Source organism: Actinomycetota bacterium, from assembly GCA_005888325.1.
Classification (GTDB): Bacteria; Actinomycetota; Acidimicrobiia; order Acidimicrobiales; family AC-14; genus AC-14.
In genome coordinates this window covers 121,868-141,131 of sequence record VAWU01000024.1, presented here as the reverse complement: position 1 = coordinate 141,131, position 19,264 = coordinate 121,868, and the positions used below count along the sequence as shown (strand labels likewise).

Sequence of the window (19,264 nt, the reverse complement as noted above, 5' to 3'; positions counted from 1 at the left end):
GCAGATAACCTCTCGCCATGGGTGACGGGATGAAGCCGCGCAGTCACGAGGTCACCGACGGGCCCGAGCGGGCGCCGGCGAGGGCGATGCTGCGGGCGATCGGCATGACCGATGCCGACTGGGGCAAGGCTCAAGTCGGCGTGGCCAGCAGCTGGAACGAGGTCACGCCGTGCAACCTCACCCTCGACCGGCTGGCCAAGCGGGCCAAGGAGGGTGTGCGGGCCGCGGGCGGGTTTCCGATCGAGTTCATGACGATCGCGGTGTCCGACGGCATCTCCATGGGCCACGAGGGCATGCGGGCGTCGCTCGTGAGCCGCGAGGTGATCGCCGACTCCGTCGAGACGATGATGCACGCGGAGCGCTTCGACGCGCTCGTCACCTTTGCGGGCTGCGACAAGTCGCTGCCCGGGATGCTGATGGCCGCGGCCCGTCTCAACCTCCCGAGCGTGTTCCTCTACGGCGGATCGATCCTGCCCGGTCGCGGCGCGCACGGCGAGGCGCTCGACATCGTGAGCGTGTTCGAGGCGGTGGGGGCCCATGCCGCGGGAGCGCTCACCGCGGACGAGCTGGCGCTCATCGAGCGCAACGCCTGCCCGACCGCGGGCAGCTGCGCGGGCATGTTCACGGCCAACACGATGGCGTCGGTGGCGGAGGCGCTCGGCATGAGCCTGCCGGGCAGCTCGTCGGCGCCCGCGGTCGACCCTCGTCGCGACGACCTCGCATTCGAGAGCGGCCGCGCGGTGATCGGGCTGCTGGAAGCCAACATCCGTCCCCGCCAGATCATGACGAAGCCGGCCTTCGAGAACGCGATCGCGGTCGTCATGGCGCTCGGTGGCTCGACGAACGCGGTGCTCCACCTGCTCGCCATCGCCCATGAGGCCCGCGTCGACCTGGAGCTCGACGACTTCAACCGGGTGGCGGCGCGTGTGCCACACATCGCCGACATGAAGCCGCACGGCCGGTACCACATGGTCGATCTCGACCGCGTAGGCGGGGTGCAGGTCGTCCTCGCGGCGTTGCTCGACGCGGGCCTGCTGCACGGTGACTGCCTCACGGTCACGGGTCGCACCATGGAGGAGAACCTGCGGGTGCTCTCACCACCGGCGCCCGACGGCGAGGTCGTGCGCCCCCTCACCGATCCCATCCACACCCAGGGCGGTATCGCCGTGCTCCAGGGCTCGCTCGCGCCCAAGGGGGCCGTCGTCAAGGTGGCCGGAATGGACCAGCTGCGCTTCGACGGCAGGGCGCGCGTGTTCGACGGCGAGGACGGGGCCATGACCGAGATCATGGCCGGACGCATCCAGCCCGGTGACGTCGTCGTCATCCGCTTCGAGGGACCGAAGGGCGGCCCGGGCATGCGGGAGATGCTGGCCGTCACCGGCGCGATGAAGGGCGCGGGCCGTGGCGCCGATGCCGCGCTCGTCACCGACGGTCGCTTCTCGGGAGGCACCCACGGCTTCTGCGTGGGTCACGTCGCGCCGGAGGCCGTCGACGGGGGGCCGATCGCGTTCGTTCGCGACGGCGACCGCGTCGTCATCGACGCCGAGGCCCAGACCATCGACCTGCTCGTCGACGAGGGCGAGCTGGCGCGCCGCCGAACCGACTGGAAGCTGCCCCAGCCCCGGTACACCTCTGGCGTGCTCGCGAAGTACGCCCGTCTGGTCACGGGTGCCGAGCGAGGGGCAGTGACGGAGCCGTGACGGCGGCGGGCACGATGGTCTACACTCGGCGCTGATGTCCCCTCGCCCCGCGACCCTCGTAGTAATCACCTAGCGCACGCCGACCCAACGCTCGCGCGTGCGCCCACGACCTCCCAGCCGGGAGGTCGTTTCATTTCCCGAGCTGCGAGTTCCAGAGAAAGAGACCGCCCATGAAGCTCACCGGCGCCCAAGCCTTGATCAAGAGCCTCGAGATGGAAGGCGTGGAGGTGATGTTCGGCCTGCCCGGCGGCGCCATCCTCCCGGTGTACGACCCGATCATCGACTCGCCCATCCGCCACATCCTCGTGCGCCACGAGCAGGGCGCGGGCCACATGGCCGAGGGCTACGCCCACGCGACCGGTCGGCCCGGTGTCGCCATGGTGACGAGCGGCCCTGCGGCCACCAACATCGTCACGCCGCTGTGCGACGCGTACATGGACTCGATCCCGATGGTCTGCATCACCGGCCAGGTGCCCAGCACCGCGATCGGCTCCGACGCCTTCCAGGAGTGCGACACCACCGGCATCACCATGTCGGTCACCAAGCACAACTGGCTCGTCACCGACGCGCAGGACATCCCCCAGATCGTCCGCGAGGCGTTCCACATCGCCACGACCGGCCGGCCCGGGCCCGTCCTCGTCGACGTGCCCAAGGACATCGCCAACCAGATGATGGACTGGGAGTGGCCCGACGGTGTCTCGCTCCCGGGTTACAAGCCGGTCACCAAGGGCCACCCGCAGATGATCAAGAAGGCGGCCGGCCTGATCACCGAGAGCCGCCGCCCGGTCATCTACGCCGGCGGCGGCATCCTCAAGGCACGCGCCGCCGAGGCCCTGCGCGAGCTGGTCGAGCTCACCGGCATCCCGGTCGTCACCACCCTGATGGCGCGGGGCGCGTTCCCCGACAGTCATCCGCTCTGCCTCGGGATGCCTGGGATGCACGGCAACTACACCGCGGTCACCTCGATGCAGAAAGCCGACCTGCTGATCGCGCTCGGCTCCCGCTTCGACGACCGCGTCACCGGCAAGGTCGGGGCGTTCGCGCCCGACGCCAAGATCATCCACGCCGACATCGACCCGGCCGAGCTGGGCAAGGTGCGCCGGCCCGACGTGCCCATCGTGGGCGACTGCCGTCTGGTGATCGAGGAGCTAGTGAAGGCTGTGCGCGATTTGGGTGGCGCCGCGGCCCAGCCCGACCGTGGGCCCTGGCTCGAGCAGATCCGCGATTGGCAGAAGCGCTATCCGCTGCACTACGAGCAGTCGTTCGACGGCGACGAGCTCAAGCCCCAGTACGTCCTCGAGCAGCTCCGCGACTCGACACCCGACGACACCATCGTGGTGTCGGGCGTGGGCCAGCACCAGATGTGGGCCTCGCAGTACTGGCGCTTCGACCATCCCTACACGTGGGTGAACTCGGGAGGCCTCGGCACCATGGGCTTCGCCGTCCCCGCCGCCATCGGTGCCAAGGTCGGGCGGCCCGACCGCATGGTGTGGGCCGTCGACGGCGACGGGTGCTTCCAGATGACGGCGCAGGAGCTCGTGACCGCCACGGCCGAACGCATCCCCATCAAGGTGGCGATCCTCAACAACGCCTACCTGGGGATGGTGCGTCAATGGCAGGAGCTGTTCTACGAGGAGCGCTACTCCGAGGTGTACCTGTCTCCCGACCTGCCGGACTACAAGATGTGGGCCGAGGCGATGGGGTGCGTGGGTCTGCGAGTGGAGTCGCCCGAAGAGGTGCAACCGGCCATCGACAAGGCGAACGACATCGACGACCGTCCTGTCGTCATCGACTTTCGCACCGACTCCCGCGAGAAGGTGTACCCGATGGTGCCGGCCGGCGGCTCGAACGACGACATCATCCTCGACCCTTCCCAGGGCGAGGGAGGCCGCTGATGCCCGGGGCCCCGAAGCACCACACCCTCACCGTCCTCGTCGAGAACAAGGCGGGCGTGCTCACGCGTGTCGCCGGCCTGTTCGCCCGCCGGGGCTTCAACATCTACTCGCTGGCCGTCGCCCCCACCGACGACGAGCGGTTCAGCCGCATCACGATCGTCGCTGACGTCGAGTCGAAGACGCTCGAGCAGATGACCAAGCAGCTGTTCAAGCTGATCAACGTGGTGAAGATCAGCGAGTTGCACCCCGACGACTCCGTCGAGCGTGAGCTGATGCTTTGCACGGTGCGGGCCGAGCCGGCCGCGCGCAGCCAGATCATCGAGCTCGTGCAGGTGTTCGACGGGCGCATCGTCGATGTGGGGCACGACCAGCTCACGGTCGAGCTCGCCGGGCCGCCGACGAAGCTCGACGACCTCGAGGATCTCATGCGAGCGTATGGGATCGTCGAGCTGCAGCGCACCGGCCGGGTGGCGCTGCCCAAGCTGGAGCGTCAGGTCACCCGCCTGCACTCCGTCACAGGAAAGGTCGGGTAGCTCAATATGGCTGTGATCCATTACGAGAAGGACGCCGACGCCGCGCTCGTCGCCGGGCGCAAGGTCGCGATCATCGGCTACGGGTCGCAGGGTCACGCCCACGCGCTCAACCTCAAGGAGTCGGGCATCGACGTGCGCGTCGGGCTGCGCGAGGGGTCGTCGTCGAAGGCGAAGGCCGAGGGTGCGGGTCTCCGGGTGACGTCGATCGACCGGGCCGCGACCGAAGCCGATCTGGTGATGATGCTCCTGCCCGACACCGAGCAGAAGGCGGTGTACGAGGAGAGCATCCAGCCCCACCTCAACCAGGGCGACGCGCTGTTCTTCGCCCACGGCTTCAACGTCCGCTTCGACCAGATCCTGCCGCCGCCCGGCGTCGACGTGGCGATGGTGGCGCCCAAGGGCCCCGGCCACCTCGTGCGGCGCACGTACACCGAGGGGGGTGGTGTGCCGTCGCTCATCGCCGTCGCCCAGGACGCGTCGGGGAAGGCGAAGGAGCTGGCGCTGTCGTACGCGCACGCGCTCGGCGCCACGCGCGCGGGTGTCCTCGAGACCACGTTCGAGGAGGAGACGGAGACCGACCTCTTCGGCGAGCAGACCGTGCTCTGCGGCGGCGTCACCGCGCTGGTGCGGGCCGGCTACGAGACGCTCGTCGAGGCGGGGTACCAGCCGGAGTCGGCGTACTTCGAGACCCTGCACGAGCTGAAGCTCATCGTTGACCTGATGTACGAGCAGGGCATGGCGGGCATGCGCTACTCCATCTCCGACACCGCCGAGTACGGCGACTACACGCGCGGGCCGCGCATCGTCACCGCCGAGACCAAGGCGGAGATGAAGCGCATCCTCGGCGACATCCAATCGGGGAAGTTCGCCGAGGAGTGGATCGCGGAGAACCGCGACGGACGGAAGCGCTTCGACGAGTTGCGCTTCGCGGCGCGCAACCATCCCATCGAGCGAGTGGGCGAGGAGCTCCGCGACATGATGCCGTTCATTACCGCGGGGAAGCAGAAGGTGGAGGACGCCTCGGGCGGTTAGCCGCTCAACCCCACGAGAAAGAACGGCCGCTTGCCTTCGCGGCCGCGGCGCAGGCGCCGCCTGCGGCCGAGGATGGCGAGCGCGGGTGCGGAACCGATGACGAGAACGACGACGTTGCCGGCCGCCGTCGAACGGCGGTTCGGCCGGCCGGGTACGGCCACCTCGCGCGCCGCCGCGACCTGCACCTCTCGCGGCCGCGGCTGCGATGTGGGCGCGGGGTCGGCCACCGACGCGACCGGTGGCAGGTAGCCGAGGTGGCCCTCGAGCGCGACGGGCAGGAGGAAGCCCTTGTCGAGCAGCTCGGCGGAGGAGCGGGGGGCGTCGACGGCGCCGAGCACCACGCTGATCATGGTGCGGCCGTCGCGTGTCGCCGACCCGATGAGCGTGTGACCTGCGTCGACGGTGTACCCGGTCTTCATGCCCGTCGCGCCCGGATAGGTCTTCAGGAGCAGGTTGTGGTTGCGGATCCGGTGATCGATCCCGTCGCCTCCGTGGAAGCTGTAGGTGTCACGTGCGACGATCTCACGGATCTCGGGTTGGGCCAGCGCGGCTCGGGCGATCACGGCCAGGTCGCGCGCGCTGATGAGGTTTCCGCCGTCGAAGGCGAAGGGCTCCGCGTCGAGGCCGGCAGGGTCATGCAGCACAGGCGCGTCCTGCAGCCCGAGACGGCGCCCGGCTGCGGCCATGGTGGCCGCGAAGCCCGCGCGCGAGCCGCTCACCCGCTCGGCCAGCGCGACGGCCGCGTCGTTCGCGGACACGATCAGGAGCGAGTACAGCGTGTCCCGCAGCTCCCACGTCTGCCCCGCCTTCATGTTGATCTTGGTGGCGGGCATGCCCTCGGTGACCGCGCTCACGGGCACACTCGCTTCCGGCGGCAGCTGCTCGACCGCGATGAGCGCGGTGAGCAGCTTGATGACGCTCGCGGCCCGCAGCGGCACCCGCTCGTTCGACGCGTCGACGACCGCGCCGGTGTCGGCGTCGACGACGATCCAGGCCTTGGGCGGTGGGGGAGGCGGAGGCGCCGATTGGGCCCGGGCGACGCCGGGGACCGCCGACAGCGCGAGCGCGACGAGCAGCGTGGAGAGGAATGCGGCGGTGCGGCGGCGCACCCGGACAGGCTAGGCGCCGGGGGCCGGGAGGTGACAGATGGCCGGGAGCGGGGGCAGGGGCAGGGGCCCGGGCGTTCAGCCCAGGGCGGCGACCACGAAGTCGACGGCGGCCGTGAGCGTGGCGACGTCGTCCGGCTCGACCGCCGGGAACATCCCGATGCGCAGCTGGTTGCGGCCGAGCTTGCGGTAGGACTCGGTGTCGACGATGCCGTTGGCGCGCAGCACCTGCGACACCTTCAGGGCGTCGATCCCCTCGTCGAGGTCGATGGTGCCGACGACATGGCTCCGGTCCGCCGGATCGGCGACGAAGGGCCGGGCGTACGCGCTGGCCTCGGCCCATCCGTACAGCGCTCCGGCCGACTTGTCGCACCGGCCCGCGGCCCACTCGAGACCACCATTGCGGTTGACCCACTCGACCTGATCGAGGAACAGGAAGAGAGTGGCGAGCGCGGGAGTGTTGTAGGTCTGGTCGAGGCGTGAGTTGTCGAGCGCGATCTTCAGGTCGATCGAAGCCGGCGCCCAGCGCTCGGCGGCGGTGCGCTCGATGCGCTCGATGGCGGCCGGTGAGCACAGCGCGATCCAGATGCCGCCGTCAGAGGCGAAGCACTTCTGGGGCGCGAAGTAGTAGCAGTCGAACTCCGCGGGGTCGACACGGAGGCCACCTGCGGCCGAGGTCGCGTCGACCACCACGAGACCACCATGCACCCGTCGCACGTCCATGGCGACACCCGTCGAGGTCTCGTTGTGGGTGAGCGCGTAGAGGTCGATGCCGTCGCGGCTGGTCGCGACCGGATGCGTGCCCGGCGGTGACGCGATGACGTCGGGCGTCTCGAGGAAGGGGACGGCGGCCACGGCCGCCGCGAACTTGGCCGAGAACTCACCGAACTCGAGATGCTGGCTGCGCCGCTCGACGAGCCGGAAGGTGGCTGCATCCCAGAACACGGTGGTGCCGCCGTTGCCGAGCAGCACCTCGTAGCCGTCGGGCAGTGAGAACAGGGTGCGCAATCCGTCGCGCAGCCGGCGCACCACCGACCTCACGCCCGCCTGGCGATGGCTCGTGCCCAGGTAGCCGGGTGCCGCGGCGCTCAGCGCGGCGACGGCTTCGGGGCGCACCTTCGAGGGCCCGGAGCCGAAGCGGCCGTCGCTCGGGAGCAGGTTGGCGGGGAGTCGGATATCGGGGAGAGCGGGCTCGGTCACTGTGCCAGCATTGCAGGCATGCCTCGCATCTCCGGGCGAATTGCCGCGATCCAGGAGTCGGCCACGCTGGCCGTCGATGCGAGGGCCAAGGCGCTCGTGGCGGCGGGCGAGGCGGTGATCGGCTTCGGTGCCGGCGAGCCCGACTTCCCCACGCCGCCGCACGTCGTCGAGGCCGCGGCCCGCGCGTGCGCCGAGCCCCGCTTCCACAAGTACACGCCGACGTCCGGCCTGCCCGAGCTGCGGGAGGCCATCGCGGTGAAGACCGCGCGCGACTCCGCGTACCAGGTCGAAGCCGCTCAGGTGCTGGTCACCAACGGGGGCAAGCAGGCGATCTTCAACGCGTTCGCCACGCTGCTCGACGCGGGCGACGAGGTGCTCGTGCCCGCTCCCTATTGGGTGACGTACCCCGAGGCCATCCGCCTCGCCGGTGGCGTTCCCGTCACCGTCGAGACCGACGAGTCCACCGGCTTCCGCGCCACGCTCGACTCCCTCGACGCGGCGCGCACACCGCGTACCAAGGTGCTGTTGTTCGTGTCGCCGTCGAACCCGACGGGCGTCGTCTACCGGCGCGACGAGGTGGAGGCGATCGGGCGCTGGGCCGTCGAGCGCGGCCTGTGGGTGGTCACCGACGAGATCTACGAGCACCTCGTCTACGACGGCCACCACTTCCACTCGATGCCGGCGCTGGTGCCGGAGCTGGCCGAGCGATGCGTGGTCGTCAACGGCGTGGCCAAGACCTACGCCATGACCGGCTGGCGGGTCGGTTGGATGATCGCGCCGCTCGACGTGACCAAGGCCGCGACCAACCTGCAGTCGCATTCGACGTCGAACGTCTCCAACGTGGCGCAGGCGGCCGCGCTCGCGGCCGTGTCGGGTGACCTCGAGGCCGCGGCGACGATGCGCGCCGCGTTCGACCGCCGGCGCCTGAAGATCCACGAGCTGCTGAACGACGTCCCCGGCGTCACGTGCATCGAGCCCGAGGGCGCGTTCTACGCATTTCCGTCGTTCAAGGGCGCGCTCGATCGCGAGATCCGGGGTCGGCGCCCGACGTCGTCGGTCGAGCTGGCCGAGATCCTCCTCGACGAGGCCCGGGTGGCCATCGTGCCGGGCGAGGCGTTCGGCGCGCCGGGTTACGCGCGCCTCGCGTTCGCGCTGGGTGACGACGACCTGGTCGAAGGGGTGGCGCGGATCGACAAGCTCCTGCGCGGCTGAAGGCGCCGCGGCTGATCTCCATCCACCGGTGATGACGGAAAGGTCGACGGTGGCTCCCGGGATTTCTGCCAGCATGGCGCCGTGGCCAGGATCCTCGTGACCGAGCAGCTCGCGCCCCGCGGCCTCGCCCACCTCCGCGACGCGGGTCACGAGGTCGACGAACGGTTCGGGCTGTCCGACGAGGAACTGCGCCGGGCGGTGGCCGGCGCGCAGGGCCTCATCATCCGCTCCGCGACCCAGGTCACCGCCGACGTGCTCGAGGCCGGTGCCGACCTCGTCGTGGTCGGTCGCGCCGGGATCGGGCTCGACAACGTCGACGTGGCCGCGGCCACCCGCCGGGGCGTGATGGTCGTCAATGCACCGCAGTCGAACGTCCTCTCCGCGGCCGAGCAGACGATGGCCTTGCTCCTCGCGCAGGCGCGGAACGTGCCTCAGGCGCACGCCGCGTTGAAGGCGGGCAAATGGGAGCGTTCGCGGTGGGAGGGCGTCGAGCTGCACGGCAAGGTCCTCGGTGTGGTGGGTCTGGGTCGCGTCGGCGCGCTGGTCGCGCAACGGGCGCTGGCGTTCGGCATGCGGCTCGCCGCGTACGACCCCTTCGTCTCGGTCGAGCGGGCCAAGCAGATGGGCGTCGAGCTGATGGGCCTCGACGAGCTCGCGCGCGTCGCCGACTTCCTCACCGTCCATCTGCCGAAGACCCCCGAGACCCTGGGGCTGATCGGCAAGGACCTCTTGGCGCGGGCCAAGCCCGGCATCCGGATCATCAACACGGCGCGGGGCGGCATCATCGACGAGGAAGCGCTCGCGCTCGCCATTCGTGACGGCCACGTGGCGGGCGCCGGGCTCGACGTGTTCGCGCAAGAGCCGTGCACGTCGTCGCCGCTGTTCGCGCTCGACTCGGTGGTGGTCACGCCGCACCTCGGGGCGAGCACCCGTGAGGCCCAGGACAAGGCGGGCGACACCATCGCCGAGCAGGTGCTGCTCGCGCTCGCCGGCGACTTCGTTCCCTACGCCGTCAACGTGAGCGCGTCAGAGGCGTCGGAGACCGTGCGCCCGTTCCTCCCGCTGGCCGAACGCCTCGGGTCGCTGTTCGCGTCGCTCAACGAGGGCGTCCCGGCGTCGCTCGAGATCGAGTACCAGGGCCAGCTGGCCGACTACGACACGCGCATCCTCACCCTCTCGGTGCTGAAGGGTCTCCTCGGCGCAGGAAGCGAGGAGCCGGTGTCGTACGTGAACGCGCCCCAGCTGGCCACCGAGCGCGGCGTCGACGTACGCGAGACGACGACGACCCACACGCACGACTACGTCAACTTGATCAGCCTGCGGGGGGGTGTGCACAGTCTGGCCGGCACGCTCTCGGGCCTGCGCTCCGAGCCGCGCATCGTGATGCTCGACGACCACACCGTGGAGGTGCCGCCGGCGCGCCACATGCTCGTCGTGCGCAACGACGACCGTCCCGGGATGATCGCGGTCGTGGCCGGCGCGCTGGGCGACCGCCACATCAACATCTCCAACGTCCACGTCGGGCTCTCGCCCGCCGGCGAGGCGGCCCTCATGGTGCTCGCGCTCAGCGAGCCCGCACCGCCCGACCTGCTCGAGGAGCTGCGCGCCGCGTCGGGGATCCGTCAGGTCAGCGTCTTGACTTGACGAAGCCGTCGGCGATCGCGGCCGCTTCGTCGCGGTAGCAGCGGTCGGGCACCGTGCGGTCGTAGTTGAGCCCGCCCGGCACGTGGAAGATGTTGCTCGACCGCTTGGCCTTGACCGGATGCGTCGCCGGGCACGCCTTGTCCTGCGGCTCGACCCATGCGGCGAGGGGTGGCACCGCGACCGGCCGCCGGCCCCAGGGTTCGGGCCCGTCGTCGGGCGCGAGGGTCGACGAGCGTCGGCGCACGAACGTGACCACGCCCACGACGCAACCCGTCAGGAGGGTGGCTCGCAGCCCGAAGCGGAACGCACTGCGTATCACTGGGACGTCTCCTTGACTTGCCGAGTCTGACTGCTTGACCTTGTACCTGCTTGACGGCGTACCTGCTTGACGGCGGTCGTCCCCCCTGTCACGATGCTACGCGCATGTCTCCCTCCGCCTGTGGCATCCCGCCCGTCACCTCCATCCTCCTCCTTACCTAGCGGCGAGCGCCTTCAGGCGTTCGCCCCTCGACCTCTCGTGCCTCCGGGCCGGGAGGTTTTTTGTTGCCCACGCACGAACACGAAAGGCACACCCCCATGGCCGAACGAGTGACGATCTTCGACACCACCCTGCGCGACGGCGAGCAGGCGCCGGGCATCTCGCTCGACGTACCGGAGAAGCTCGAGATCGCGGAGCAGCTGGCGCGCCTCGGCGTCGACGTCATCGAGGCCGGGTTCCCGGTCGCCAGCCAGGGCGACTTCGAGGCGGTGCAGGCCATCGCGGCCGCGGTCGCGGGCCCCGTCATCGCGGGCCTGTCGCGCACCCAGCTGGCCGATGTCGACCGTTGCTGGGAGGCGGTGCGGGGCGCGGCCCGCGCTCGCATCCACGTCTTCATCAGCACCAGTCCCAGCCACATGGAGCACATGCTGAAGATGACGCCCGAGCAGGTCGTCGCCGAGACCAGGAGCGGGGTCGGCCGGGCGCGCGAGCACACCGACGACGTCGAGTTCAGCCCCCAGGACGCCACCCGCACGCCGCTCGAGTTCATGATCGAGGTGCTGCAGGCGGCGGTCGACGCCGGGGCGACGACGCTGAACATCCCGGACACGGTCGGCTACGGCATCCCCTGGGACTTCGGCGCGCTCATCCAGTACGTGCGGCGAGAGGTGAAGGGCGACTACGTCACCTCCACCCACTGCCACAACGACCTGGGGCTCGCCGTCGCCAACTCGCTCGCCGGCATCCAGGCCGGAGCCCGGCAGGTCGAGGTCTGCGTCAACGGGCTGGGGGAGCGGGCCGGCAATGCCGCGCTCGAAGAGGTCGTGATGGCCCTGAAGATCCGGCCCGACCAGTTCGACGGCCTGGAGACCGGCGTGCGCACCGAGGAGCTGGCGCGCACGTCGCGTCTCGTCTCGCGCCTCACCGGCTATCCGATCCAGTACAACAAGGCGGTCGTCGGTCGCAACGCCTTCGCCCACGAGTCGGGCATCCATCAGCACGGTGTGCTGGCCGAACGCACGACCTACGAGATCATCGACGCCGCGTCGGTGGGGCAGACCGGCCGGCAGATCGTGCTGGGCAAGCACTCCGGACGGCACGCCTTCCGCGACACGCTGCAGAAGATGGGCATCACCATCCAGGGCGACGCGCTGAACGCCGCGTTCACGCGCTTCAAGGAGCTGGCCGACCGCAAGGTGGAGATCACCGACGCCGACCTCGAGGCGATCGTCGCCGAGGAGCTGGGCACGAGCGTGACCCAGGCGTTCACCCTGGAGGCGCTCGAGGTGGCCGGCGGCACCGTCGGCGTGCCGAGGGCGCGCGTCGTGCTGGGCCGCGGCGGCGAGAAGCTGGAGGCGTCGTCGGAGGGTGACGGCATGATCGACGCGGCCTGCCAGGCGATCAGGGCCGCGACCGGCGTCGAGGGCCGTCTCACCGACTTCAACGTCTCCTCGGTCACCGGCGGTGTCGACGCGTTGGGTGACGTGATCATCCAGCTCGAGGCGGACGGCGTGAAGGTGTCGGGTCGAGGGGTCTCGACCGACGTCGTCGAGGCATCGGCCCGCGCGTACCTCAGCGCGGTGAACAAGGTCGTGCGGGTGCGCGCGCGAGACGAGGAGCGGGCCAAGGAGATAGGGCCTTGAGCGTTGAGACGAACGAGTGGGCGACCGCGGAGCACGCGCACGCCTATCTCGAGCGGGCGCCTCTCCTACCCCGGCGCGACATCGCCTACGACGAGTTGCTGGCGCTGCTGCCCGCGAGCCCCCGCCGGGTGCTCGATCTCGGCACGGGCGACGGGCACGTCCTCAGCCTGATCGGCGCACCCGGAGTGGGCGTCGACTTCTCGCCGGCCATGCTCGACGCCGCGCGTACCCGGTACGCAGGCCGGTCCGACGTCGAGGTGGTCGACCACAACCTCAACGCCGCTCTGCCCGACATGGGGTCGTTCGACGTGGTGGTGTCGGCCTTCGCCATCCACCACTGCTCGCACGCGCGCAAGCGGGAGCTCTACGCCGAAGTGTTCGAGCTCCTCGAGCCGGGCGGCGTGTTCGCCAACCTCGAGCACGTGAGCTCACCGACGGAGCACCTGCATGATGAGTTCCTCGCGCTGGTCGGCGCATCCGAGGATCCCTCGAACCAGCTGCTCGACGTGGAGACGCAGCTGCGATGGCTGCGCGAGATCGGGTTCGCCGAGGTCGAGTGCTTCTGGAAGTGGCGGGAGCTGGCGCTGCTCGCCGGGATCAAGCCCTGATCGTCACGTTGGCCACGGCGGCGACGACCAGGCCGAGCACGAGCAGCGCACCGGCCCGCCGCGTGTGGACGAACGCGATCGCCGCGAACCACAGCGGCCAGACCGGGAAGAGGGGCGGCGGCCGCTCGGGCCGCGGCGCGTCGAAGGCCTTCCACGTCCGCACGAGCACCGGCAACGCCCCGAACGCCAGCAGGGCGGGCCAGGGCAGCGCACGCGCCACCACGCACGCCACGACCGTCAGGTAGAACGCCGCCATCAGGCCCTGCGTGAGCCGGCGCGACCGCCTTTCGCCGAGCAGCACGGGCAGGGTGCGGATGCCCTGGGGCTCGTCCCACGGGATCTTGTCGACGTGCTTGCCCATGAGCACGGCGGTGCACAGCAGGCCGTAGGGGATCGACGCCGCGAACACCCGCCACGGCAGCTCGCCCACGGCCGAGTAGTACGCCCCGCCGACCATGAGCGGGCCCCACACCAACAGCACGTCGAGCTCGCCCAGGCCCCGTTTCTTCAGGCGGAGGGGAGGCGCCGTGTACGCCGCGCTCAACGCGAAGCCGGCCACGCCCAACGCGAGCACGGGCCAGCCCCGCGCGACGAAGAGCACCAGCATGATGGCCAGGTCGATCAGGTTGACGACCAGCGCCGCACCGGCAAGCCCGCCGCGGCTGATCATCCCCGACAGCACCGGGTGAGGCGCGTAGAGGGCGCGCGGGTAGGTCTCGGTGTCGGAACCGACCTCGACGTCGAACAGGTCGTTCATCAGGTTGTTGGACACGTGTGCGAGCAGGATGCCGACGAGCGCGAGCGTGAACAGGCCGGGGCTGAAGCCGTCGGCGCGGGCCGCGAGCAGGCCCGCGACCGCGCCGGCCGTCAGCGTCATCGGCAGCACCGCGGCGCGCGTCAGCACCAGCCACTTCGACACCACGTCGAGGCGACCCGCAGGCGGGTTCGTGGTGCGCAACACCTCGCGCCATCGGGTGAGCAGCCCTGGGGACGACGACGGCGCGGTGACGTCGGTCATGCCCGCAACCTAGTGGGTCACCCGGTCGTGGGCATCCACCGGGGCCGGCGGGTCTCGTAGTCGGCGATGGCATCGGCGTTCCGCAGCGTCAGGCCGATGTCGTCGAGGCCCTCGAGGAGGCGGTGGCGGGTGAACTCGTCGAGCGGGAACGTGGTCTCGATGCCGGCCGCAGGTGCCGACAGGGCGCCGCGCTCGACGTCGATCGTGAGCTCCAGCGTCGGGTCGTTCGTGATGGCGTCCATCAGGCTGCGGGCCACCTCGGCGTCGACCTGCACCGGCAGGAGGCCCGCCTTCGTGCAGTTGTTGCGGAAGATGTCGGCGAAGCGCGGTGACACGACCGCCCGGAAGCCGTAGTCCACCAGCGCCCAGACGGCGTGCTCCCGCGAGGAGCCGGTGCCGAAGTTCGCGCCGGCGACGAGGATGCCGGCCCCCGCGTATCTCGCGTCGTTCAGGACGAACGACCGGTCGTCACGCCACTCGGCGAACAGACCGGCACCGAAGCCTGTGCGTTCGACGCGCTTGAGCCAGTCGCTCGGGATGATCTGGTCGGTGTCGACGTCGGAGCGGTCGAGAGGCACGGCGGTGCCGGTGACGACGCGAACGGGCTGCATCAGTCGAGCTCCTCGGGCGTGACGAAGTGCCCGGCGACGGCGGTGGCGGCCGCGACGGCGGGGGAGACCAGATGGGTGCGCCCGCCCCGACCCTGGCGCCCCTCGAAGTTGCGGTTCGACGTCGACGCGGCCCGCTCGCCCGGGGCCAGCTTGTCGGGGTTCATGGCCAGGCACATCGAGCAGCCCGGCTCCCGCCACTCGAAGCCTGCGGCGGTGAAGACTCGGTGCAGGCCCTCCGCCTCGGCCTGCTCCTTCACCCGACCCGACCCCGGCACGACGAGGGCTCGGAGGCCCGGCCGCACCCGGCGACCGTCGACCACCTCGGCTGCGGCCCGCAGGTCCTCGATGCGCGAGTTGGTGCACGAGCCGATGAACACCGTGTCGACCTCGATGTCGTGGATGCGCGTCCCGGCCTCGATGCCCATGTACACGAGCGCGCGTTCGGCTGCTTCCCGTGCCGCGGGCTCCGGGAACGAGGCGGGGTCGGGCACGACGCCGCCGATCGCCGCGACCTGCGACGGGTTGGTCCCCCACGACACGTGGGGCTGCAGCGCGTTCGCGTCGAGTGTGACCTCGCGATCGAAGGCCACGCCGTCGTCCGTGGTGAGCGCACGCCATTCGTCGAGCGCCCGCTCCCATGCTCCGCCGGCGGGCGCGTGTGGACGGCCCTCGAGGTACGCGAACGTCGTGTCGTCGGGCGCCACCATTCCCGCGCGCGCACCGGCCTCGATCGACATGTTGCAGACGGTCATGCGCCCTTCCATCGACAGGGCGCGGATGGCGGAGCCCCGGTACTCCACGATGTGGCCGATGCCACCACCGGTGCCGACGCGCCCGATGATCGCGAGGATGACGTCCTTGGCCGTGACGCCGCGCGGCAGGGTGCCGTCGACATTGACTGCCATGGTTCCCGGCCGGCTCTGGGGAAGCGTCTGGGTGGCGAGCACGTGCTCGACCTCGCTCGTGCCGATGCCGAACGCGAGCGCACCGAACGCGCCGTGGGTCGATGTGTGGCTGTCGCCGCAGACGACCGTCATGCCGGGCTGGGTGAGGCCCTGCTCGGGCCCGATGATGTGCACGATGCCCTGGTTGCGATCACCACGGGCGTAGAGCGTGATGCCGAACTCCTCGCAGTTCGACCGCAGCACGTCCATCTGCTTGGCCGAGATCGGGTCGGCGACGGGCTGGGTGAGGTCGGTCGTGGGGACGTTGTGGTCCATCGTCGCGAGAGTGAGGTCGGGCCGGCGCACGGTGCGGCCGTTGAGGCGGAGACCGTCGAACGCCTGGGGCGACGTGACCTCGTGCACGAGGTGGAGGTCGATGTAGAGCACGTCGGGCTCGCCCTCCGCGCGATGCACGACGTGGCGGTCCCACACCTTCTCGCTGAGGGTCTTCCTCGTCGTCGCTCGCGTCATCGTCGCTTGCGTCTCATATTGTGAGACTCTAATCTTGTCACGTGGACAGTGTAAGCGGCGTCGGCGTGCTCGACAAGGCAATGGCGGTGCTCGCGGCGGTCGAGGACGAGCCCCGGTCGCTGGCCGAGCTGGTCGACGCCACCGGTCTCTCGCGCGCCACCGCCCACCGGCTGGCGCGGGCGCTGGAGGTGCACGGCCTGGTGCGCCGCACCCCCGACGGGCGCTTCGCGGTCGGGCCCCGCCTCGATGCCGCGGCCCTGCCGGAGCTGGCCCGACCCGCGCTCGAGGCGCTCAGCCACAGCACGGGCGAGAGCGTGCAGCTCTTCGTGCGCCGCGGGAACCGTCGTCTCTGCGTCGCCGCGCTCGAGTCGCCGAACGAGCTGCGCACGATCGTGCCCGTCGGCGCCTGGCTCCCGCTCGACCGCGGCTCGGCCGGCAAGGTCCTGTCGGGGGAAGCGGCCGCGCTGCGCCGGGGCTGGGCCGAGAGCGTGGCCGAGCGCGAGGCCGGCGTGGCGTCGGTCAGCGCGCCGGTCGTCGACACCGAGGGCCGCGTCCGCGCGGCCGTGAGCGTGTCGGGACCCATCCAGCGAACGACCCGCGCGCCGGGGCGCCGCTATGCCAAGGCGGTCATGCGCGCCGCGCGCGAGATCGAGGACGCCCTCGCGGGCGTCAGCTGAGTCGGCTGGGGGCGAAGACGGCACGTGCCGCCACGGAGCGGCACGCGTCGACGAGGGCGGGAACGAAGCGGCTCGGGGCGGCCGCGCAGGCGCCGTGGTCGGCGTCGACCGGGTGCACGGTGGCACCACGGATGGCGTCGGCCAGCTTGCGCTGGCGGTGGGGTGGGACGAGCGAGTCGCGCAGGGTGACGACGACGGCGGTCGGCACGTCGACCTCGCCGATCCACGCACGCGACGAGAAGCGCCCGAGCGCCGCGGCAGCAGCCATCATGGCTGCCGGGTCGTTGCGACCGAGCTCGGTCGCGGCCCAGCGGGCGAGCGGTCCGTCGCCGAGGCGGCCGCTGATGACCCCGCCCATCACGTTCCGCCGAACGCGGTACGGCGCCACGCGCAGCGCCGCCGAGAGACCGGGCAGGACGGCGAAGGCCATGCGCTCACGCGGCGAACCGCCGAAGTCGCGGCTGGTGGCGCACAGCACGAGGCCCGCAACGCGATCGCGATGACGGTGCCAGGTCAGTTGCGCGACCGGCCCGCCCATCGAGTAGCCGACCACGATGAAGCGGTCGATGCCGAGCGCGTCCGCAACCGCGACCGTGTCGTCGGCCGCGTCGGACATGCGGAAGCGGACGCCGACGCGGATGCCGCGACCGTGACCGCGCTGGTCGAAGGCGACCACGCGGAAGTGGCGGCCGAGCGCGCCGAAGCAGGTGAACCAGTTGAGGTCGGCGTTGGCGCCCAGCCCATGCAGGAGGATGAGCGCGGGCGCGCCCGGCGGGCCGGTGACCTCGCGCACGAACGTGGTGCCCCGGCCGGGCAATTCGACTCGGCGGCCCGGCGGCAGAGGCGGTGCGCCGACGGTCACGGTCAGGCGCCGACCTCGACGATGTCGACCTTGAGCGTGCCGCTCGGCGCCGCGTACTCGACGGTGTCGCCGGCCTGGTGACCCACGAGCGCCCGGCCGAGCGGCGACCCCGGTGAGATGACCGCCATGTCGTCGCGCCGCTCCTCGATGGACCCGACGAGGTAGCGCTCGACCTCGTCGTCACCGTCGTAGCGGATGGCGACGATCGAGCCGGTGGCCACCTTCCCCCCGGGGTCGGCGCGGTCGACGATCACGGCCCGGTCGAGCAGGTGCTGGAGCTGACGGATGCGCGCCTCCATCTTCCCCTGGTCGTCCTTGGCCGCGTGGTAGTCGCCGTTCTCGCTCAGGTCGCCCATCTCCCGGGCCCGCTCGATGAGGCGGGCGATCTCGGTGCGACCGCGGGTGGTGAGGTCGTCGAGCTCGGCCTTCAGCCGCTCGTAGGCATCCTGGGACAGGTGCGTCTCGGGCATGCCGCGAGGCTAGTAGGCGGCTGCCGGTACGTCGGACTACACTGGGGTGGTTGTGACCACGCCCACGATCATCGTAATTCCGTAGCGCACGCCGTCTCCGGCGTGTGCTTGTCGACCGTCCACCCTGGTGGGCGGTTTTTCATTGCCCGACAAGAAGCAGCAGAAGCGGAAAGAAAGTAGGAGATGACCCACCGAGTCGGCGTCATCGGCGGCGACGGCATCGGCCCCGAAGTGTTGGCCGAGGCCCTGAAGGTCGTGCGCGCCGCCGCGGTGCCGATCGAGACCGTCGACTACGACCTCGGGGGGGCGCGCTACCTGCGCACCGGCGAGGTGCTGCCCGACGCGGTGCTCGACGAGCTGCGCGGCGTCGATGCCATCCTCCTCGGCGCGGTGGGCTCTCCCGACGTGCCTCCGGGCGTGCTCGAGCGTGGCCTCCTCCTGCGTCTGCGCTTCGAGCTCGACCTCTATGTGAACCTGCGCCCGTTCGACGGCGGCAGGCTCGACTGCGCGGTCGTGCGCGAGAACACCGAGGGCGCCTACGCGGGTGAAGGCGGCTTCCTGCGGAAGGGGACGGCCCACGAGGTGGCGACCCAGGGCTCGGTGAACACGCGCAGGGGCGTGGAGCGCTGCGTGCGCTTCGCGTTCGAGCTCGCGCACACCCGGCGCGCCCATCGACTGACGCTCGTGCACAAGACGAACGTGCTCACCTTCGCCGGCGACCTGTGGCAGCGCACGTTCGACGAGGTGGCGGCCGGGCATCCCGACGTCACGACGTCGTACGACCACGTCGACGCGGCCTGCATCCACCTCGTCGAGCGGCCCGAGCGCTACGACGTGATCGTCACCGACAACCTGTTCGGCGACATCATCACCGACCTCGCGGGGGCGGTCGCCGGGGGCATCGGGCTCGCCGCGTCGGCGAACCTCAACCCGGCCCGCACCGGGCCCTCGTTGTTCGAGCCGGTGCACGGCTCCGCCCCCGACATCGTGGGGACGGGCCGGGCCAACCCGATGGCCGCCATCAAGTCGGCGGCCATGCTGCTCGACTTCCTGGGTGAGGGCGACGCCGCCGCCCGGATCCACAAAGCGGTGTCCGGAGCTGCGTCGCTGTCGGGCACCACCTCCGAACTCGGCGACGCAGTCGCAGAAAGGCTCTGAGC

General features: G+C 70.9%; 18 protein-coding genes. 10 read left to right on the top strand and 8 right to left on the bottom strand.

Annotated elements, in window-relative coordinates:
- Positions 1-17 precede the first annotated feature (17 nt).
- The 4 genes from ilvD to ilvC all read left to right on the top strand — a co-directional run bounded on the left by ilvD (position 18) and on the right by ilvC (position 5,160).
- Positions 18-1,700: a dihydroxy-acid dehydratase gene (gene ilvD, locus E6G06_08825; protein ID TML91890.1), complete on the top strand. Its 1,683-nt coding sequence runs from the start codon at positions 18-20 to the stop codon at positions 1,698-1,700.
- Positions 1,701-1,870: 170 nt separating this feature from the next.
- Positions 1,871-3,595 carry an acetolactate synthase large subunit gene (locus tag E6G06_08820; GenBank protein TML91889.1) on the top strand — a complete coding sequence of 575 codons (1,725 nt, stop codon included), beginning with the start codon at positions 1,871-1,873 and terminating at the stop codon, positions 3,593-3,595.
- Positions 3,595-4,128, top strand: a complete 534-nt coding sequence (gene ilvN, locus E6G06_08815; protein TML91888.1) for an acetolactate synthase small subunit — start codon at positions 3,595-3,597, stop codon at positions 4,126-4,128. The genes E6G06_08820 and ilvN overlap by 1 nt, the downstream gene beginning before the upstream one ends.
- Before the next feature lie 6 nt (positions 4,129-4,134).
- The gene (gene ilvC, locus E6G06_08810) at positions 4,135-5,160 is read left to right on the top strand and encodes a ketol-acid reductoisomerase (GenBank protein ID TML91887.1); all 1,026 of its coding nucleotides are present in this window, start codon (positions 4,135-4,137) and stop codon (positions 5,158-5,160) included.
- On the opposite strand, the gene E6G06_08805 is transcribed toward ilvC, so the two are convergent.
- Together E6G06_08805 and E6G06_08800 are read right to left on the bottom strand one after the other, a co-directional pair.
- Positions 5,157-6,269 (bottom strand): D-alanyl-D-alanine carboxypeptidase, encoded by a 1,113-nt coding sequence (locus E6G06_08805; protein TML91886.1) that lies wholly within the window; start codon positions 6,267-6,269, stop codon positions 5,157-5,159. The genes ilvC and E6G06_08805 overlap by 4 nt on opposite strands.
- Positions 6,270-6,344: 75 nt before the next feature.
- Positions 6,345-7,466: a phosphoserine transaminase gene (locus tag E6G06_08800; GenBank protein ID TML91885.1), complete on the bottom strand. Its 1,122-nt coding sequence runs from the start codon at positions 7,464-7,466 to the stop codon at positions 6,345-6,347.
- Between the two features lie 18 nt (positions 7,467-7,484).
- Between E6G06_08800 and E6G06_08795 the strand changes: the two genes are divergently transcribed.
- Positions 7,485-8,678 carry a pyridoxal phosphate-dependent aminotransferase gene (locus E6G06_08795; protein TML91884.1) on the top strand — a complete coding sequence of 398 codons (1,194 nt, stop codon included), beginning with the start codon at positions 7,485-7,487 and terminating at the stop codon, positions 8,676-8,678.
- Positions 8,679-8,759: 81 nt separating this feature from the next.
- The gene (locus tag E6G06_08790; protein TML91883.1) at positions 8,760-10,322 is read left to right on the top strand and encodes a phosphoglycerate dehydrogenase; all 1,563 of its coding nucleotides are present in this window, start codon (positions 8,760-8,762) and stop codon (positions 10,320-10,322) included.
- On the opposite strand, the gene E6G06_08785 is transcribed toward E6G06_08790, so the two are convergent.
- Positions 10,306-10,641: a hypothetical protein gene (locus tag E6G06_08785; GenBank protein TML91882.1), complete on the bottom strand. Its 336-nt coding sequence runs from the start codon at positions 10,639-10,641 to the stop codon at positions 10,306-10,308. The genes E6G06_08790 and E6G06_08785 overlap by 17 nt on opposite strands.
- A 257-nt stretch (positions 10,642-10,898) precedes the next feature.
- Here E6G06_08785 and E6G06_08780 point away from each other — a divergent pair, with 257 nt between their 5' ends.
- Both E6G06_08780 and E6G06_08775 read left to right on the top strand, forming a co-directional pair.
- On the top strand, positions 10,899-12,443 hold the full coding sequence (locus E6G06_08780; GenBank protein TML91881.1) for a 2-isopropylmalate synthase: 1,545 nt from the start codon (positions 10,899-10,901) through the stop codon (positions 12,441-12,443).
- Positions 12,440-13,051 carry a class I SAM-dependent methyltransferase gene (locus tag E6G06_08775; protein TML91880.1) on the top strand — a complete coding sequence of 204 codons (612 nt, stop codon included), beginning with the start codon at positions 12,440-12,442 and terminating at the stop codon, positions 13,049-13,051. Before E6G06_08780 ends, E6G06_08775 begins: the two co-directional genes overlap by 4 nt.
- Here the strand turns inward: E6G06_08775 and E6G06_08770 are convergent.
- The 3 genes from E6G06_08770 to leuC are packed head-to-tail and all read right to left on the bottom strand — an operon-like array spanning position 13,041 to position 16,095.
- Positions 13,041-14,069, bottom strand: coding sequence for a prenyltransferase (locus tag E6G06_08770; protein ID TML91879.1), 1,029 nt, complete (start codon positions 14,067-14,069; stop codon positions 13,041-13,043). The genes E6G06_08775 and E6G06_08770 overlap by 11 nt on opposite strands.
- 17 nt (positions 14,070-14,086) lie before the next feature.
- On the bottom strand, positions 14,087-14,680 hold the full coding sequence (gene leuD, locus E6G06_08765; GenBank protein TML91878.1) for a 3-isopropylmalate dehydratase small subunit: 594 nt from the start codon (positions 14,678-14,680) through the stop codon (positions 14,087-14,089).
- Positions 14,680-16,095 carry a 3-isopropylmalate dehydratase large subunit gene (gene leuC, locus E6G06_08760; GenBank protein TML91877.1) on the bottom strand — a complete coding sequence of 472 codons (1,416 nt, stop codon included), beginning with the start codon at positions 16,093-16,095 and terminating at the stop codon, positions 14,680-14,682. Before leuC ends, leuD begins: the two co-directional genes overlap by 1 nt.
- A gap of 41 nt (positions 16,096-16,136) precedes the next feature.
- Between leuC and E6G06_08755 the strand changes: the two genes are divergently transcribed.
- Positions 16,137-16,772, top strand: a complete 636-nt coding sequence (locus E6G06_08755; GenBank protein TML91876.1) for an IclR family transcriptional regulator — start codon at positions 16,137-16,139, stop codon at positions 16,770-16,772.
- Here the strand turns inward: E6G06_08755 and E6G06_08750 are convergent.
- On the bottom strand, positions 16,765-17,640 hold the full coding sequence (locus E6G06_08750) for an alpha/beta fold hydrolase (protein TML91875.1): 876 nt from the start codon (positions 17,638-17,640) through the stop codon (positions 16,765-16,767). The two genes, E6G06_08755 and E6G06_08750, sit on opposite strands and share 8 nt — an antisense overlap.
- Positions 17,637-18,104 carry a transcription elongation factor GreA gene (locus E6G06_08745; GenBank protein ID TML91874.1) on the bottom strand — a complete coding sequence of 156 codons (468 nt, stop codon included), beginning with the start codon at positions 18,102-18,104 and terminating at the stop codon, positions 17,637-17,639. The genes E6G06_08750 and E6G06_08745 overlap by 4 nt, the downstream gene beginning before the upstream one ends.
- Positions 18,105-18,287: 183 nt before the next feature.
- Between E6G06_08745 and E6G06_08740 the strand changes: the two genes are divergently transcribed.
- Positions 18,288-19,262, top strand: a complete 975-nt coding sequence (locus E6G06_08740; protein ID TML91873.1) for a 3-isopropylmalate dehydrogenase — start codon at positions 18,288-18,290, stop codon at positions 19,260-19,262.
- Positions 19,263-19,264: the final 2 nt, after the last annotated feature.